The following is a 17,010-nucleotide window of genomic DNA, read 5'->3' on the forward strand; positions in this document are numbered from 1 at the left end:
CTTATTCAATCCGCGCCCGCGCGAACTTGAAGTTTACCTTGATCTTTTCCGCCACAATCGCGTCATGCAGCCGCCCGCTCATTAAGATCTTTTTGCGGAGCTTGGACTCGAACCACAGATCCGGCCCCTCAAGCGCCGCGGCGGTGACGGCGATCTCGCCATCCTCGAGGTTGGAAACGCTCCATTGGTCGTAGCCGAAAATTTTCTTTTCGAACACGTGGTGCAGCTTCTGGCACTGCTCGATCACCACGCTGTCCTTGATGCAGCCGAAATTCAGCAGATAGAACGGGCCCGGCAGGGGGGTGACCTTGTCGGCCTGATAGATCGGGAATTCGATCAGCCCGCCCGCGCCCAGATCGAACTGCTTGAGCACTTCGGCCAGCTTGCCCCGCACGGCATAGAAACCGCCAGCCATGAACAGGTCCTTCTGCCGCGCCCAGCGTTTTTCATCAAAGACATACATTGCCTCAGTGAACTCTTCGCGCGTCAGGGCGTGACCGCGGTAATGGCGGTCCGTCGCGGCAATCACATGTTCCGGAGGGACGCCAAGAATGAACGTCGGCGGCGCCCAGTCCTCACCGTAGTATTTCTCACGGATCCCTTGCTTGTTGCCGATCCCACCCTCAGTCATCACCGAACTGACCCAGACCTCTTGCGTCATCCCTTGTCCCTCTTTCTCAAAATTTCGACCCAAATTGGCGATAGTCAGCAGAGCATGACCTTGCCGCCCCACCGCCCGCGTAAATAGCGGGAGTCTGAAGGTTGATATTCATCCCACTCAATTCTCAAATCCCCTTATCCAAACACTGCCATGCTCACCGCCCTTAAAGGCACCGGTTCGGCGTGGGCTGGGCAAATTTGGGGCAGGGTGGCGCTTGGGGCTTGGCGGGGATTCGCCGCATCAAGGTGCGGAGCTGTGCGGGATTTCGCACAGGATTTGGCGACGGGCGTTTGCGTTTGTCGCTCAAGCCCATGATTTTACATCAAATTCACTCTGCGTCACATTGCCTTCACGAAACTGTTGATCGCGCCTGCATGTGGCCCTTTGCTGTGGCGCAAGCGCCAAAGAGGATTGGTGCGCGATAAATACCGTCTGGGAGGACATCATGAAGACATTCACCGCCGCCGTTTCGGCGCTCGCTTTGCTGGCTTCGGCCTCGGTCGTTTCGGCTGATCCGATGAAATGCGATCCGGGCGAAATGGTCATCAAGTTCAGCCATGTCACCAACACCGACAAACACCCCAAGGGTATCGCGGCGGCGCTGTTTGCCAAGCGGGTGAACGCAGAAATGGACGGCAAGGCCTGTGTCGAGGTTTACCCGAACTCGACGCTCTATAATGACGATCAGGTGCTAGAGGCGATGTTGCAGGGCGATGTGCAAATGGCCGCGCCCAGCCTGTCGAAATTCGAAACCTTCACCAAGAAATACCGCATCTTCGATCTGCCCTTCATGTTCAAGAACATGGCTGCCGTTGACGAGTTCCAGAACTCAGAAACCGGGCAGAACATGAAAGAGGCGATGGTGCGTCGGGGGCTTTTGGGTCTTGATTTCTGGCATAACGGGCTCAAGCAATTCTCGGCCAACAAGCCGTTGCTGGTGCCTGGCGATGCCAAGGGGCTGAAATTCCGCGTGCAGCCCTCTGATGTGCTGATTGCGCAGATGAAAGCGCTTGGCGCTTCGCCCCAGCCGATGGCGTTCTCGGAAGTCTATGGCGCGCTGCAAACCGGCGTTGTAGACGGGCAGGAAAACACCTGGTCCAACATATACGGGCAGAAATTCTACGAGGTGCAGGACGGCATCACCGAGACCAATCACGGGTTGCTGGATTATATGGTCGTGACCTCGGTCGATTGGTGGGACAGCCTTGATCCTGCTATGCGCGATCAGCTGAAATCGATCCTCGATGAGGTGACGCAAGAGCGTAACGCCGCCGTGGGCAAGGTAAATGACGACAATCGTCAAGCAATCCTTGACGCGGGCAGCGTAATCCGCGAATTGACTCCCGAGCAGCGCCAACAATGGGTTGATGTGATGAAACCCGTCTGGGCGCAGTTTACCGATGATGTCGGTCAGGAAAACATCGACGCGGCTCAAGCGATCAACGCCAAGCATTGATCGCAGAATTCCGGGCGGCCCCCACAGCCTGCCCGGATACTCAGGCGCGCGCGGCCCCACACGAATGCGCGCGCCTGACCCCCTTTGTTTCATGACAGCCGGAGAGTCCTATGACCCAGCGCTATGAGCCGCGCTCTCGCTTGGCCTATGTGATCCACCATATCGAGGAGGGCGCGATTGCGTTGATCCTTGGGATGATGACGCTGATCACCTTCGTCAATGTGGTGCTGCGTTACGTGTTCAACTCCTCGCTGATCTGGGGGTTGGAGGTCACGCTGATCTTGTTTGCCTGGCTGGTGTTGCTGGGCATGTCGTATGCGGTCAAGGTCACGGCACATCTGGGCGTAGATGCGGTGATCAACATGCTGCCGCGGCGCCCGCGCAAGGCGGTGGCGCTGCTGGCGGCGGCGCTGTGCATCTTGTATGCGGTGTTGCTGATGAAAGGCGCTTGGGATTACTGGGCGCCCTTTGCCGGGCTGGAACAAACCGGCGGACGCTGGTTTCCGACCGGCTTTATCCCAACCCGGGATCGCGCGTTTTATATGACCGATCAGGTGCCGTTCCCGCAGTTTCTGTCCTTCCTTGAGGGCTGGGTCAATCAAGGCGAGACCTATGACAAGCTGCCCCGGTTCCTGCCTTATTTCATCCTGCCCTTTGGCGTCGCGCTGCTGCTGTTTCGCTTTATCCAAGCGGGGATCGGCATTGTGCGCGGCACCCGCACGGCCCTGATCGTCAGCCACGAGGCCGAGGACCAGATCGCCGATGTAGCCCATATGAACAAGGACGACTGAGCGTATGGATATCCTATTCCTGTTCTTGATGGTGATCGGCTTTATGCTGGTGGGCGTGCCGATTGCGGTTTCGCTGGGTCTGGCCTCTACGCTGTTTTTGCTGATCTTTTCGGATGCCTCGCTCGCCTCGGTGGCGCAGGCGCTCTTTGATGCGATGGACAATCACGCGACGCTGCTGGCGATCCCGTTCTTCATTCTCGCCTCGTCTTTCATGTCTACCGGCGGCGTGGCCAAGCGCATCATCCGCTTTGCGATCGCCGTGGTCGGGCATCTGCCGGGCGGGCTTGCGATTGCGGGCGTGTTTGCGTGCATGCTGTTCGCCGCGCTGTCAGGGTCGTCGCCCGCGACTGTGGTGGCCATCGGCTCTATCGTGATCGCGGCAATGCGTCAGGTGGGTTATTCCAAGGACTTCGCCGCTGGCGTGATCTGTAACGCAGGCACGCTGGGCATCCTGATCCCGCCCTCGATCGTGATGGTGGTCTATGCCTCGGCGACCGATGTGTCGGTCGGTCGGATGTTCCTTGCAGGCGTCATCCCTGGCCTTCTGGCGGGCTTCATGCTGATGGCGACGATCCTGTTCATCGCGATCCGGCGCAAGCTGCCCAAGGGCGAGTGGCAGGGCTGGGGCGAGGTCTGGGCGAGCTTTCGCGATGCCTTCTGGGGGCTGATGTTGATCGCGATCATTATGGTCGGCCTCTATGGCATCCCCGGCATCACCGGCGGTATCTTTACCCCGACCGAGGCCGCCGCCGTCGCCGCCGTTTACGCCTGGATCGTGGCGAATTTCATCTATCGCGACATGGGGCCGCTCGATCAGGGCGACACCAAGATCAGCCTGTTCAAACGCCCGCAGGCGCTGATCGAGGTGATCTGGCACAAAGGCACGCGCGACACGCTATTTGAGGCGGGTAAGCTGACCATCACCTTGATGTTCATCATCGCCAACGCGCTGATCTTGAAACATGTTCTGACGGATGAGCAGATCCCGCAAAAGATCACCGAAGCCTTGATTGGCGCAGGCTTGGGCAAGATCATGTTCCTCGTGATCGTGAACGTCATCTTGCTGATCGGCGGACAGTTCATGGAACCTTCGGGTCTGATCCTGATCGTCGCGCCGCTGGTATTCCCGATAGCGATCCAACTGGGCGTCGATCCGATCCATCTGGGCATCATCATGGTGGTCAATATGGAGATCGGGATGATCACGCCCCCGGTTGGCCTCAACCTGTTTGTCACATCGGGCGTGGCGGGGATGCCGATCATGCGGGTGGTCAAGGCCTCGGCGCCGTTCCTTGCGGTGCTGTTCGTCTTCCTCATCCTGATCACCTATGTGCCATTTATCTCAACCTTCTTGCCCAATATGGCGATGGGGCCGGAAACGATTGTGAAATAGTGCGAAACGGGCCGGGGGCGTTCTCCCCGGCTTGTCAGCGCCCAATCCTTTGGTCGTGCCACGCAAAGTGCCGTGACGTTTTACCCGCGCACCGCGCAAACCCGTTTCCGAGTCCCGGCAGGCAATGCTAGCAAGGATGCAACGCGCCCTTAACCCGCATGAGGCAGCCATGACCGACAGCATTTCTTCGACCTATTTCGCGCTCTCCATCGAGGATGGCGTCGCCCATCTTGAGATGAATAACCCCGACAAGGCCAACAGCATGACGCCCGATTTCTGGGCGGATCTACCGCGTATTGCCGCCGCTTTGGATGCCGATCCGGCGGTGCGCTGCGTCGTGCTATCGGGACGCGGGCGTCATTTCACCTCGGGGATGGATCTGGCGGTGTTTAACGGCATCACCGGCTTGATGCAGTCCGAACCGGGGCGCGGAGCCTATGCGCTGCGCGATCTGGTGCGCAAATTCCAAGCCTCGCTGAGCAGCCTTGAAGAGATGCGCGTGCCAGTTATCGCCGCCGTGCATGGCGTCTGTCTGGGCGGCGGGATTGACCTTATCACGGCGTGCGATATCCGCGTCGCCAGCACCGAGACCGCCTTTGGGATCGAAGAAATCCACATCGGTATGACCGCAGATGTCGGCACATTGCAGCGCCTGCCCAAGCTGATTGCGCCCGGCATCGTGCGTGAGTTGGCCTATACGGGGCGGCGCTTCAGCGCGGATGAGGCTAAGGGTTGGGGCCTCGTGAACGCGATCCACCCTGATCGCGAGGCCACAATCGAATCCGCCCTTGCGATGGCACGTGAGATCGCGGCGAAATCGCCGCTCGCCATTGCGGGCACCAAAAACGCGCTGACCTATGCGCGCGATCATGGCGTGGCCGATGGCTTGGATCAGATCGCGACGTGGAATGGCGGGATGCTGCGCCCCGAGGATTTGATGAAGGCGCTACAAGCGAAGATGACCAAGCAAACCGCGCTGTTTGCGGATTTGCTGGACGACGCGGGTTAATAAGCGCCCTAGGCAATTGCTTAGGATCGCTAGGCGACGTCTGGGCCAAAAGGCTTGGCCCAGACGCTTGAATACGCTTTAGCCTGCGACGGAAGCTGCGTGGATCGAGGTGATCGCATCGCCCAGCATCGCATCGAATTCGGTGTCCGATTGCTGCGCACTGAGCCCTTCGGTCAGCGCACGCGAGAAGGACGCAATCATGCCGGTGTTTTGCGCCAGTTTCGCATTGGCCTCATCGCGCGGATAACCACCCGACAGGGCGACGACTTTGAGCACCTTGGGGTGATCGACCAGCGGCTTGTAGAGGTTGGCTTTGCTCGGCAGCGACAGCTTGAGCATCACCTGCTGGCCTTCGGGCAGCGCATCAAGGTGGCGCAGGATTTCAGCCAGCAGCATGTCTTCGGCCTCGGCCTTGTCGCTGATCGAGATCGTCACTTCCGGCTCGAGGATCGGCATCAACCCGTGCTTGATCACCTGCGCGCCCAGCTCGAATTGCTGATCGACAATCGCCTTGATCCCGTCGGCATTGGCCGCCGAAATGACCGAGCGTTCCTTGGTGCCGAAAATCCCCGCTTTCACGGCGCGGCTAAGCAGATCGTCAAGGCCGGGGATCGGCTTCATCAACTGCACGCCATTGGCTTCGACCTCTAGCCCCTTGTCGATCTTGAGGAAGGGCACGACATTGCACGTTTCCCACAGGTAGGTGGCGGTCGGCGTGCCATCGACATTGCGATCCATCGTCTGTTCGAACAGGATCGCGCCAACGACTTTCTCGCCCGAGAAGGCGGGTGATTTGATGATGCGGGTGCGCATCTGGTGGATCAGATCGAACATCTCGGTTTCCGAGCTATAGGCGTCTTCGGTCACGCCATACAGCCCCAGCGCCTTGGGCGTGGAGCCGCCCGATTGATCGAGAGCGGCGATAAAGCCGTTGCCTTCGCGCATTTTCGCGGTTTGTTGAGCGTTCGCCATGGGCCAGTGCCTCCTCGTAGAAATGGGTCTAGGAAGGGATAGGCTTGACGCTTAGGCAATGCAACGCTGGTGACGCTAACAGTCGGGAAGGGGCGCGCTTTTTAGCTTGTGCGGCGCAAAAACCAGCCGGTTAGCGCGGTCACAAGGGCGCGCGGGGCCAGTCGGGGCATGAAGGTGAAGATCTTGTTGTCCAGCCCAGTCACGACAATGCGCCGCCCCTTCATGCACCCCCGCCAACCCGTGCGCGCCACGCTTTGCGCCGAGGGCATCGGGGCGAGCTTCATCAGCCATGTTGTGCCGGTCTGGGCGCGCTCGAAAAATGCGGTGCGCGTGGCGCCGGGGCACAGCGCGGTGATCGTGATCTCGGTGTGGCGCACCTCATGCGAGACGGCCTCGCTAAGCGACAAAAGATAGGCTTTGGAGGCGTGATAAACAGCCATATTCGGCCCCGGCATAAACGCAGCGGCCGAGGCGACATTCAGTATCCGCCCCGCGCCGCGCTCGCGCATTTCCGCGATAGCAAGACGCATCAGCTGCGTCGCGGCGGTGATGTTGACCGCGATCACCTCATCTTCAAGCGCATCGCCCGCCGGGTCTGTGGCAAACAACCCGTGGCGGCCAAGCCCTGCATTGTTCACCAGCACATGGATCGGGCCATCCGCCAGCGCTTGCGCGCGCGTCCATAAATCCAGCGCCGCACCGGGTTGGGACAGATCGGCGGGGCAGGGGCGCACACTCACGCCCGATGCCCCTTCGATCTCGCGCGCCAGTTCCTCAAGCGCGGCGATATTGCGCCCCGAGAGGATCAGGTTATAGCCATCGGCCCCCGCGCAGCGCGCCAGTTCAAGGCCGATGCCCGAAGAGGCTCCGGTGACCAGCGCCCAGCCGCGCGGGCCGCTCATGTTAACTACGCTCCAAAGCGGCGACGCCGGGCAGTTCCTTGCCTTCCATCCATTCAAGGAAGGCTCCGCCTGCGGTCGAGATATAGGTGAAATCCTTGGCCGCATCGGCTTTATTCAGCGCGGCAACCGTATCGCCCCCGCCTGCGACCGAAATCAACTTGCCCTCGCGCGTCAGCTCGGCGGCTTTGGCGGCGGCGGCATTGGTGGCCGCATCAAACGGCGCGATCTCGAACGCGCCAAGCGGGCCGTTCCAGATCAGGGTTTTGCTGCCCTCAAACACTTTGATGATCTCGGCCACCGAGTCCGGCCCGGCATCCAGAATCATAGCATCCGGCGGGCAGGCGTCATTGGCGACGGTTTCATTTTCTGCCCCCGCCTTGAACTCGCGCGCCACCACAACATCCACGGGCAGGTGGATCGTGCAGCCAGCGGTTTTGGCCTTGTCCATGATCTCGCGGGCGGTGTCGGCCATGTCATGTTCGGCCAGCGATTTGCCCACATCAATGCCTTGCGCCACAAGGAAGGTGTTGGCCATGCCGCCACCAATCACCAGATGATTGACCTTGGCGACCAGATTGCCCAGCAGATCCAGCTTGGTCGAGACTTTCGCCCCGCCCACCACGGCAGTCACAGGGCGTTCAGGATTGCCCAGCGCGGCGTTGAGCGCCTTTAACTCGGCCTCCATCAAGCGCCCTGCCACAGAGGGCAGCACATGGGTGATGCCTTCGGTCGAGGCATGCGCGCGATGGGCGGCAGAAAACGCGTCATTGACGTAAACCTCGCCCAGCGCGCCCATCGAGGCCGCCAGTTGCGGATCATTCGTTTCCTCGCCCGCGTGAAAGCGGGTGTTTTCCAGCAGCAGCACTTCGCCGGGTTCCAGCGCGCTCACGGCGCGTTTCGCAGGCCCGCCGATGCAATCCTCGGCGAATTTCACAGGCACACCCAGCGCGGTTTGCAGCGCGGGCACCAGTTGCTTCAAGCTTAGCTCGGGAACGACCTGTCCTTTGGGGCGACCGAAATGGGCCAGCAGCACCGGCTTGCCGCCCTTTTCCAGAATGTCGCGCACCGTGGGGACGATTTTCTCGATCCGCGTGGCATCGGTGACCTGACCGTTTTCGACCGGCACATTGATATCGACACGCACCAAAACGACCTTGCCTGCAAGATCGACCTCGTCGAGGGTTTTCCAAGCCATAAAAAATCTCTCCCATTCGTCGCTGGATCGCGATGCGTTTGTCATGCGTCTGTGCGCTTGCGTAAACTTGCCGATATGGGGTGGCAAGGTCAACGTCCCGTCGCCGATTTGCGCCGCTTTGCCCTTGCGAGTGACCCGCTTGCCCCCCTATGGTCGCGCCAATTGCCAAAGGAGGTTTTTCATGGCCGAGATCAAAGATCCCGAAAACACAATCATCATCGAGCTAAAGGACGGTCCCGTTGTGATCGAACTGCTTTCTGATGTGGCCCCCAAACATGCCGAGCGCATGAAGCAGCTTGCGCGTGATGGCGCTTATGACAACGTGGCGTTTCACCGCGTGATCGACGGTTTCATGGCGCAGACGGGCGATGTCGCCAATGCGAATATGGAAAAAGACTACAATCCGGGCCGTGCGGGCACCGGAGCGTCGGAGTATCCCGATGTCCCCGCAGAGTTCTCCAAATTGCCCCATGATCGCGGCACGCTGGGCGCGGCTCGTTCGGCCAATCCGAACTCGGCCAACTCGCAATTCTTCATCAACTTCTCGGACAATCACTTTCTGAACGGGCAATACACCGTTTATGGCCGCGTGATTTCCGGCATGGAGCATGTCGACAAGATCGCGCGCGGCGAGCCGCCGCAAAACCCTGATCGCATGGTCTCGGTGAAGGTGGCGTCTGATGCGTAATTTCACCCGTCGCACCGTTCTGGCTGCCGCGCTCGCGTTTGCAGCGCCTGCGGCCTTTGCCGATAGCGACAGCTCGGGCGTGGCCGATACCGGCGGCCCGAAACTGGTGCTGGAAATCGGCGGCTCGACGACGGGCAAGGTTGTGATCGACCTGCTGCCCAATGTCGCCCCCAAAGCGGTCGAACGGCTGGAAACGCTGGCCAAAGAGGGCAAATATGATGGCGTGGTGTTTCACCGCGTGATCGACGGCTTTATGGCGCAAACCGGCGATGTGCAGTTTGGCAAGAAGGGTGGCGATACCTCGATGGCGGGGATGGGCGGTTCCGATCTGCCCGATTTGCCTGCCGAGTTTTCCAACCGCTCGTTCCAGCGTGGCATCGTGGGCATGGCGCGCTCGTCCGACCCCAATTCCGCCAATTCGCAGTTCTTCATCATGTTCGCACCCGCGCCCAATCTTGACGGTCAATATACCGTCGTGGGGCATGTGATCTCGGGCATGGATGTGGTCGATAAGATCAAAAAGGGCGATGCGGCCAAAAACGGTCTGGTTGAAGATCCCGACTATATCGACTCGGCCACGGTCGAGAAATAATCCCGCACTCAGAGCGTGCGAATCTCTCAGGCGGGCGACTCGATCAGGGTCGCCCGTTTTGCATTTTTCCCTTGCTGCATTGGCGAAATCACGCGTCTGTGACCATTTTGCGGGTTTCTGCACCTGCACCTGTCTCGTGCCTGAGACAGATCAGCCATTCGCCTCGCGCAGGGCGGCTATGCAGGCAGCGGTAGTATCGTCATCCTTTTCCCATACCGCTCGTCATGAGGAGTGAGCGGCGTTTTTTCGGGAGGAAGACAGATGGCCAATGACATGGCAGCAGAATTCAAAGGCGTAATGACATCACCGTTCCGCGAGCGTTACGGCAACTTCATCGGCGGCAAATTCGTCGATCCGGTGGGGGGCAAGTATTTCGACAACATTACCCCGATCACGGGCGGCAAGGTGTGCGAAGTTGCCCATTCGACCGAGGCCGATCTCGAACTGGCGCTGGACGCCGCGCATGCCGCTAAAGACGCTTGGGGCAAGACCTCGGCGGCAGAACGCTCTAACATCATCTTGAAAGTCGCCGACCGTATTGAGGAAAATCTTGACCTGCTGGCCGCTGCCGAGACGTGGGACAACGGAAAGCCGATCCGCGAAACGACGCTGGCCGATATTCCGCTGGCAATCGACCACTTCCGCTACTTCGCAGGCGTGCTGCGCGGTCAGGAAGGCACGATGTCGCAGATCGACGAAGACACGGTCGCCTATCACTTCCACGAGCCGCTGGGCGTTGTCGGCCAGATTATCCCGTGGAACTTCTCGATCCTGATGGCGGCGTGGAAACTGGCCCCCGCGCTGGCTGCTGGCAACTGCATCGTGATGAAACCTGCCGAGCAAACCCCGGCCGCCATTCTGGTTCTCGCCGAGCTGATCGCCGATATTCTGCCCGCCGGCGCGCTCAATATCGTCAACGGCTATGGTGCTGAAGTCGGGGCGGCCCTTGCCAGCTCCAAGCGCATCGCCAAGATCGCCTTTACCGGGTCCACCGTCACGGGTCGCAAGATCATGCAGGCCGCGACTGAAAACCTGATCCCCGTCACGCTGGAACTGGGGGGCAAATCGCCCAACATCTTCTTTAGCGATGTGATGGCCAAGGATGATGCGTTCTTGGATAAAGCGGTCGAAGGCTTTGTTCTGTTTGCCTTCAACCAAGGCGAGGTCTGCACCTGCCCAAGCCGCGCGCTGATCCAGGAAGACATCTATGAAGCCTTCATGGAGCGCTGCATTGCCCGCGTCGAGGCGATCAAACAGGGTGATCCGCGTTTGATGGAGACGATGGTCGGGGCCCAAGCCAGCCAGCAGCAGCAAGACAAGATCCTCTCTTACCTGACAATCGGTCGCGAAGAGGGGGCCGAGGTGCTGACGGGCGGTGCGGCTGCGCGCTTTAACGGCGATCTGTCCAACGGCTATTACATCCAGCCCACGATCCTGAAGGGCCACAACAAGATGCGGGTCTTCCAAGAGGAAATCTTTGGCCCCGTCGTGTCGGTCACGACCTTTAAGGACGAGGCCGAGGCGCTCGAGATCGCCAATGACACGATGTATGGCTTGGGCGCGGGCGTTTGGTCGCGTGACACCAACACCTGCTATCGCTTTGGCCGCGCGATTGAGGCCGGTCGGGTCTGGGTCAACAACTACCACGCCTATCCCGCGCATGCTGCGTTTGGGGGCTACAAGCAATCGGGCATCGGTCGCGAAAACCACAAGATGATGCTTGATCACTACCAGCAGACGAAAAACATGCTGGTCAGCTACAACCCGAACAAACTCGGGTTCTTCTAATCCTCCCCGGCAGGCGGTGAGGGGTAACCCTCGCTGCCTGTCACTTTGGTTGGATTTTCTCCCCAATTTTCTCCGGTTTTTCTGCTTTGCGACGCGCTGTGTCGCAGGCCTGTGTCTGTATGAGTTTCGATCTCCCCCAAAACTGAAAGGACAAACTGATGGCAAAGATGATGAAAGCCGCCGTTGTGCGCGAATTTGGCAAGCCTCTTGTGATTGAGGATGCCCCCGTTCCCGAACCCGGTCCCGGCGAGATTCAGGTCAAGATCGAGGCCTGCGGCGTCTGCCACACCGACCTGCACGCCGCGCATGGTGACTGGCCCGTCAAACCCAACCCGCCCTTCATTCCCGGCCATGAGGGTGTGGGCTATGTCTCGGGCGTTGGCGCAGGCGTGAGCAATGTCAAAGAGGGCGACCGCGTTGGCGTGCCGTGGCTTTACACCGCTTGCGGGCATTGCGAGCATTGCCTTGGCGGCTGGGAAACCCTGTGTGAAAGCCAGCAGAATACCGGTTATTCCGTCAATGGCGGCTTTGCCGATTACGCGATTGCCGACCCGAACTTCATCGGTCATCTGCCTGATAATGTAGGCTTTCTGGAAGTTGCTCCGGTTCTGTGCGCTGGCGTAACGGTCTATAAGGGCCTGAAAATGACCGAGGCCAAACCCGGCGACTGGGTGGCGATTTCGGGCATTGGCGGCTTGGGTCACATGGCAGTGCAATACGCGCGCGCGATGGGGCTGCATGTGGCCGCCGTTGATGTCGATCCCGCCAAGCTGAAACTGGCGCGTGAACTGGGTGCCGAAGTGACCGTCAACGCGATGGAAACCGAGCCGGGCGCCTATCTGCGCAAAGAGATCGGCGGCGCGCATGGCGTGCTGGTGACGGCCGTGTCGCCCGTTGCTTTCGCGCAGGCGCTCAAAATGGCGCGCCGTGGCGGCACGATTGCGATGAACGGCTTGCCGCCGGGCGATTTTCCGCTGCCGATCTTTGATATGGTGCTTGAGGGTATCACGGTGCGCGGCTCAATCGTGGGCACACGCCTTGATCTGAAAGAAAGCCTTGAATTTGCGGCACTTGGTCTGGTGCATGCGCACACGGCCCCCGGTAAGCTTGATGATATCAATGGCATTTTCGACAAGATGATTGCAGGCAAAATTGATGGCCGGATCGTTTTGGATATGTCTGCTTAAGTGCGACTATTGAACGGGCGGGGCACTACGTCTCGCCCGACATATTTTTCGCAGCGCATGTTTCTGCGTGCGAGGCATTAAATGCGTAAACCTGATCTTAGCGAATAGCGACTATTCCGATGACATCGCGTCCATCGGAGCCACGTCATGACCCTTCGCCGCCAAATCCTGATTCTGCCGATATTCGTTGCGCTTCTTGCCTGCGCGCTGATGGAGGTCGGGGTGTTCTGGATGAGTGGCAAGGTCGAAGAAATGACGCGCGCCAACCTGACGAACAGCGCGGCAAATCGACTAAAGGACAAGATCTCCGCGACCGAACGCGAGGCGCTGGACCGCGCCAAGATCATTGCCGGGTTGCCGCAGGTGCAGGCGGCAATGGCCGCACGTGACGATAGCGCGCTAGAGGCGATCTGGGCAAAAAACTGGCCCGTTTTGCGCGATGAAACCGGGATTGAGCAACTGCAGTTTCACACCGCCCCCGCGACGTCGCTGATCCGTATCCACAACCTTGAAAAACGCGGCGATGACCTGTCGGCGTTTCGCAAAACCGTGGTCGATGTGAATGCGACTGGCACGCCCATCATGGCGCTGGAATCGGGGAGCGCCGGAATCGGCGCGCGCGGTGTCGCCCCGGTGTTTCATCAGGGCGCCCAAGTCGGCTCGGTCGAGGTCGGGTTGAATGTCGGGCAAAACTTGCTTGATCAGCTTACCAAAACGACAGGCGTGCAATACGAATACTACGCTTATCAAGCGCAAGGCCCTGCCAAAGTGCTGGCAAAGACCGGCGATAGCGCGTCCTTCCTAAGTGACGCAGAACTCACAGAGCTGCGCGATGGCGGCTCGCTTGATGGCAATGTCGATCTTGGCGGGGCGAAAAACTTTCTGCGCGCCTTTGCCGTTCGCGACTATAGCGGCGATGTGGTCGGTGTGTTTTCGATGGCGGCTCCGGCCACGCAGGTCACCGCTCTAAATGCTATGATGACAAAGATCTCTCTTGCGCTAGCCGCACTGTCTTTCGTCATTTCCGCATTGATTGCCTGGCGGTTGGGCGGGGCCATCGTACGCCCGATTTCGGGTCTAGCCAGCGCGACGCAAGCGATCTCGCAGGGCGATATTTCTATCAAAGTCGAGGGGACGCATCGCCAGGACGAGTTGGGTGAAATGGCGCGCGCTCTGACAGTATTTGCCGAGAACTTGGAAAAGAACGCGCAAATGCAAGACGCATTGCGTCTTGAGGAAGAAAACGCCCGTCAGGCCGAAAAAACCCGCCTTGCCGAGGCAGAAAAGGCTGCGGCAAGCCAAGCTGCGGTCGAACAAGAGGCCAAAGTCTTGCGCCGCAAGGTCGAGGCCGAAGAGCAAGCAGCCCTGCGCGAGCGCGAAGACGTCGCCCGCCGCCAGCTCGAGGAACAGGCCCGCATCGTGTCGGTCTTGGCCGCCGGGCTGCATGCGTTGGCGCATGGCAATCTCGCCTCCACGCTGGATGAGGCTTTGCCGGGCGAATACGAACAGTTGCGCCTTGATTTCAACGCCGCCGTCGCCCAGCTTGCCCGCTCGCTTAGCGAAATCGAACAGGGCGCCCAGCTTATCGATACCGAGGCACAATCAGTCGCCTCATCGGCGGACGAATTGGGCCAGCAGACCGAACGCAATGCCGCAACGCTGGAACAGACGGCGGCGGCACTGAACGAGTTGACCGTGTCGGTGCAATCGGCGGCAGAGGGGGCGCAATCGGCACGTTCGCTGGCCAATGAGGCGCGCGGACATGCTGAAAGCGGTGCGCAGATCGTGGAAAACGCAGTCTCTGCGATGGCGGGGATCGAAAGCTCGGCCAAGTCGATATCGCGCATCACATCGGTGATCGACGACATCGCGTTTCAGACGAACCTGCTGGCGTTGAATGCCGGGGTTGAGGCCGCGCGCGCCGGTGAGGCCGGACGTGGCTTTGCGGTTGTCGCTTCGGAAGTGCGCGCACTTGCGCAGCGCTCCTCTGATGCGGCCAAGGAAATCTCGGAACTTATTGCGTCTTCGGATGCGCAGGTGCAATCCGGTGTCACTTTGGTTGGTCAAACCGGCGAGGCGCTGGGACGGATCGTAACATCTGTGCGCGAAATCCACGATCGGGTCAGCACCATCGCCGTATCCTCAGGCGAGCAAGCCAGCGGGATTTCCGAGATCAACTCCGCAGTCCACCAGCTTGATCAGGCCACCCAACGCAGCGCGGCGATGTTTGATCGCACAACGACCGCGAGCCGAGCGATGCTAGGAGAAAGCGCGCGCTTGATGGGATCTGTCGCCGCGTTCAATTTGCCCGATCGCGCAACGCTGGACATCGTGATGGATTTGGCCCCCGTCATTGCGGCGCAATAGAAAGGTAGGCGCGGGCCTTATGTCAAAAATGACGTAGGGGCCGCGCAATTGTTGCTTAAAGCTTTGGTGTAGGCGGTGACGCGGCCTTTAGCCGGTGCGACGAAAATCAATCGGCGTCTTGCCAGTCTTGGCGTGGAAGGCACGGGTGAAATAGGCGGGGCTGGTATAGCCAAGGCTTGCCGCGATCTCTTTCACCGGAATTTTGGTGTCGCGCAGCAATTCGCGCGCCTCATATAGTCTGCGTTCCTGCAACATCTCGGACGCGCCTTTGTTGCAGCTTTCACGGCATGCGCGCGTGAGATGCGTCACCGTCACGCCCAGCTCATCGGCCATGTCACCCACGCCAACACCCGAGCGGAAGTCGCGCTCAACCAGCGTTGTGTAGCGCGACACCAGTCGACGCGCCCCCGAAGTTTGGATCGCGGCGGTCTGGTTGCTGGCAATCTGGCGCTCCAGCCACACGCTGAGCAGGCCAAGTTGGTGCTGCAAGGCGCGATCCGCAGCCGGACGCTCGCTGTCCAATTCGCGCTGCACCGCCTCTAGAATGGAGCTGATCTCACCTTGGGAAATCGCATCGCGCACCCGCAAATGCTGCACCGAATGGGGCAATACGAGATCGCTTTCGCGCCCGAAATGCACCACCTGACCTTGCGGTTGTGAGCCGAGTTCGTAGGAATGCATCACTCCGGCGGGAATGAAAATCACGTTGTTGGGGCCATAGCCGCGCGTCACGCCGCCCAAAGTGATGCGGCCCTGACCGCGCGTGAACCACAAAAGGCACGGCTCTGACAGCGCGCGCATGGCCTCCACCCGCCAACGCCCGGCTTTGGCCAAACGACTGATCTGGCTGACGCGCGCAAGCGAGGGTGCGCTTGGCAAGCTGGCACCGGCATCACCGGATGCAACGGCTGGCACGCGGGGCTTGGATTGCGAGAACTGCGACAGCGGCGGTGTGGAGAAAAATTTCACTTTTGCGATCTTTCGATTGGCCGAACGCGTGAAGAATACTGTGTAACCCGCTTTCAACCAATCGTTTTTCAACATTACACCCGCTGCGCTGTGGCGGCGCGGTCACGCACACGCGATCTTGTGCCATGCTTTCATGCGAGCACGAAACCAAGTGCGTTGGCGCTTGGCATATTGGCGGGAAGCTGCCTGTGCGCGGCTGCGCGCCTCGCTCAAATCGATCTCATCGCGCAGATAGGCGATCAGTTCGGGGGCCCCGATGGCGCGCGCCCACAGCGCCTCGGGCTGCCAAATGGGGGCGACGGCTGCGACCTCGTCCAAAGCTCCCTGTTCCAGCATGAGATCAAAGCGCCAGTCGATACGTTCGGCGAGCCAGTCGCGATCGGCCTCGAGCAGTAGCGGCACACAATCCTCAAGTGCCAACAGCGGCGCGGGGGTGCGCGCTTGCCAACTTGCCAACCCTTCGCCGGTAGCGCGCAGCACCTCCCAGGCGCGCTGCACCCGCATCGGGTTTTGCGTATCGATTTTCGCGCGGGTTGCTGCGTCCAACTCTTCCAGCAGCGCGCCATGCCCGTCTTGGTTGCGCCGCGCGTCGGCCTCGGCGCGGATGGCAGGCGGCGTCGGGGGGATTTGCGCCAGACCTTGGGTCAGCGCGGTGAAATACAACCCCGTGCCGCCCACGATGATCGGTCGCGGACCGCCTTGGGCGTGATCGGCCAAAATCGCCGCCACCTCTTTAAGCCAGTGGCCCACGGAATACTCCGCCCCCGGCGCGATGTGGCCATAAAGGCGATGGGGCGCGCGGGTTTCTTCCGCCACCGAGGGGCGCGCTGACAGCACCCGCCAGCACGACCAAACCTGCAGCGCATCGGCATTAACCACCACGCCCCCCGCCGATTGCGCAATTTCCAAGGCCAGCGCGGATTTGCCGCTGGCGGTCGGTCCGGCGATCAAAACGGGGATATTTGAAGCGATTTCAGGCAGGTTTTGCACGGTGTTACAGCCGATCACAGGGTCACAAGAGTAAAACGGGTGCGATCCCT

General features: G+C 60.1%; 15 protein-coding genes. 9 read left to right on the forward strand and 6 right to left on the reverse strand.

Features of this window, described 5'->3' with window-relative positions:
- Position 1: 1 nt before the first annotated feature.
- Positions 2–661, reverse strand: coding sequence for a hypothetical protein (locus tag DT23_RS10055; RefSeq protein WP_038130907.1), 660 nt, complete (start codon positions 659–661; stop codon positions 2–4).
- A 445-nt stretch (positions 662–1,106) separates the two neighbouring features.
- On the opposite strand from DT23_RS10055, the gene DT23_RS10060 reads away from it, so the two are divergent.
- The 4 genes from DT23_RS10060 (at position 1,107) to DT23_RS10075 (ending at position 5,310) form a co-directional block, all read left to right on the forward strand.
- Positions 1,107–2,117: a TRAP transporter substrate-binding protein gene (locus DT23_RS10060; protein ID WP_038130909.1), complete on the forward strand. Its 1,011-nt coding sequence runs from the start codon at positions 1,107–1,109 to the stop codon at positions 2,115–2,117.
- 110 nt (positions 2,118–2,227) lie between these two features.
- On the forward strand, positions 2,228–2,908 hold the full coding sequence (locus DT23_RS10065) for a TRAP transporter small permease (RefSeq protein ID WP_038130910.1): 681 nt from the start codon (positions 2,228–2,230) through the stop codon (positions 2,906–2,908).
- Between the two features lie 4 nt (positions 2,909–2,912).
- A complete protein-coding gene (locus DT23_RS10070; protein WP_038130912.1) occupies positions 2,913–4,301 on the forward strand; it encodes a TRAP transporter large permease in 1,389 nt (462 codons plus the stop codon).
- A 169-nt stretch (positions 4,302–4,470) separates the two neighbouring features.
- Complete coding sequence (locus tag DT23_RS10075; RefSeq protein WP_038131120.1) at positions 4,471–5,310, forward strand: crotonase/enoyl-CoA hydratase family protein; 840 nt, start codon at positions 4,471–4,473, stop codon at positions 5,308–5,310.
- 78 nt (positions 5,311–5,388) lie between these two features.
- Here the strand turns inward: DT23_RS10075 and DT23_RS10080 are convergent, their stop codons facing one another.
- The 3 genes from DT23_RS10080 to DT23_RS10090 form a co-directional block, all read right to left on the reverse strand.
- Positions 5,389–6,282 carry a fructose bisphosphate aldolase gene (locus DT23_RS10080; protein ID WP_038130914.1) on the reverse strand — a complete coding sequence of 298 codons (894 nt, stop codon included), beginning with the start codon at positions 6,280–6,282 and terminating at the stop codon, positions 5,389–5,391.
- 101 nt (positions 6,283–6,383) lie between these two features.
- Positions 6,384–7,184, reverse strand: coding sequence for an SDR family NAD(P)-dependent oxidoreductase (locus DT23_RS10085; protein WP_038130915.1), 801 nt, complete (start codon positions 7,182–7,184; stop codon positions 6,384–6,386).
- Position 7,185: 1 nt separating this feature from the next.
- Positions 7,186–8,379: a phosphoglycerate kinase gene (locus DT23_RS10090; protein WP_038130917.1), complete on the reverse strand. Its 1,194-nt coding sequence runs from the start codon at positions 8,377–8,379 to the stop codon at positions 7,186–7,188.
- Between the two features lie 181 nt (positions 8,380–8,560).
- Here DT23_RS10090 and DT23_RS10095 point away from each other — a divergent pair, with 181 nt between their 5' ends.
- From DT23_RS10095 to DT23_RS10115, 5 genes are all read left to right on the forward strand, one after another.
- A complete protein-coding gene (locus tag DT23_RS10095; RefSeq protein ID WP_038130918.1) occupies positions 8,561–9,067 on the forward strand; it encodes a peptidylprolyl isomerase in 507 nt (168 codons plus the stop codon).
- Positions 9,060–9,659 (forward strand): peptidylprolyl isomerase, encoded by a 600-nt coding sequence (locus DT23_RS10100; RefSeq protein WP_038130919.1) that lies wholly within the window; start codon positions 9,060–9,062, stop codon positions 9,657–9,659. The genes DT23_RS10095 and DT23_RS10100 overlap by 8 nt, the downstream gene beginning before the upstream one ends.
- A 261-nt stretch (positions 9,660–9,920) precedes the next feature.
- On the forward strand, positions 9,921–11,447 hold the full coding sequence (gene adh / locus DT23_RS10105; RefSeq protein ID WP_038130921.1) for an aldehyde dehydrogenase: 1,527 nt from the start codon (positions 9,921–9,923) through the stop codon (positions 11,445–11,447).
- 158 nt (positions 11,448–11,605) lie between these two features.
- Positions 11,606–12,634: an alcohol dehydrogenase AdhP gene (gene adhP, locus DT23_RS10110; RefSeq protein WP_038130923.1), complete on the forward strand. Its 1,029-nt coding sequence runs from the start codon at positions 11,606–11,608 to the stop codon at positions 12,632–12,634.
- A gap of 147 nt (positions 12,635–12,781) precedes the next feature.
- The gene (locus DT23_RS10115; RefSeq protein WP_051697208.1) at positions 12,782–15,001 is read left to right on the forward strand and encodes a methyl-accepting chemotaxis protein; all 2,220 of its coding nucleotides are present in this window, start codon (positions 12,782–12,784) and stop codon (positions 14,999–15,001) included.
- Between the two features lie 87 nt (positions 15,002–15,088).
- Here the strand turns inward: DT23_RS10115 and DT23_RS10120 are convergent, their stop codons facing one another.
- Positions 15,089–15,970, reverse strand: coding sequence for an AraC family transcriptional regulator (locus DT23_RS10120; RefSeq protein ID WP_240473586.1), 882 nt, complete (start codon positions 15,968–15,970; stop codon positions 15,089–15,091).
- 102 nt (positions 15,971–16,072) lie between these two features.
- Positions 16,073–16,978 (reverse strand): tRNA (adenosine(37)-N6)-dimethylallyltransferase MiaA, encoded by a 906-nt coding sequence (gene miaA / locus DT23_RS10125; protein WP_240473587.1) that lies wholly within the window; start codon positions 16,976–16,978, stop codon positions 16,073–16,075.
- Between the last annotated feature and the right edge of the window lie 32 nt (positions 16,979–17,010).

The organism is Thioclava indica (assembly GCF_000714545.1).
Classification (GTDB): domain Bacteria; phylum Pseudomonadota; class Alphaproteobacteria; order Rhodobacterales; family Rhodobacteraceae; genus Thioclava; species Thioclava indica.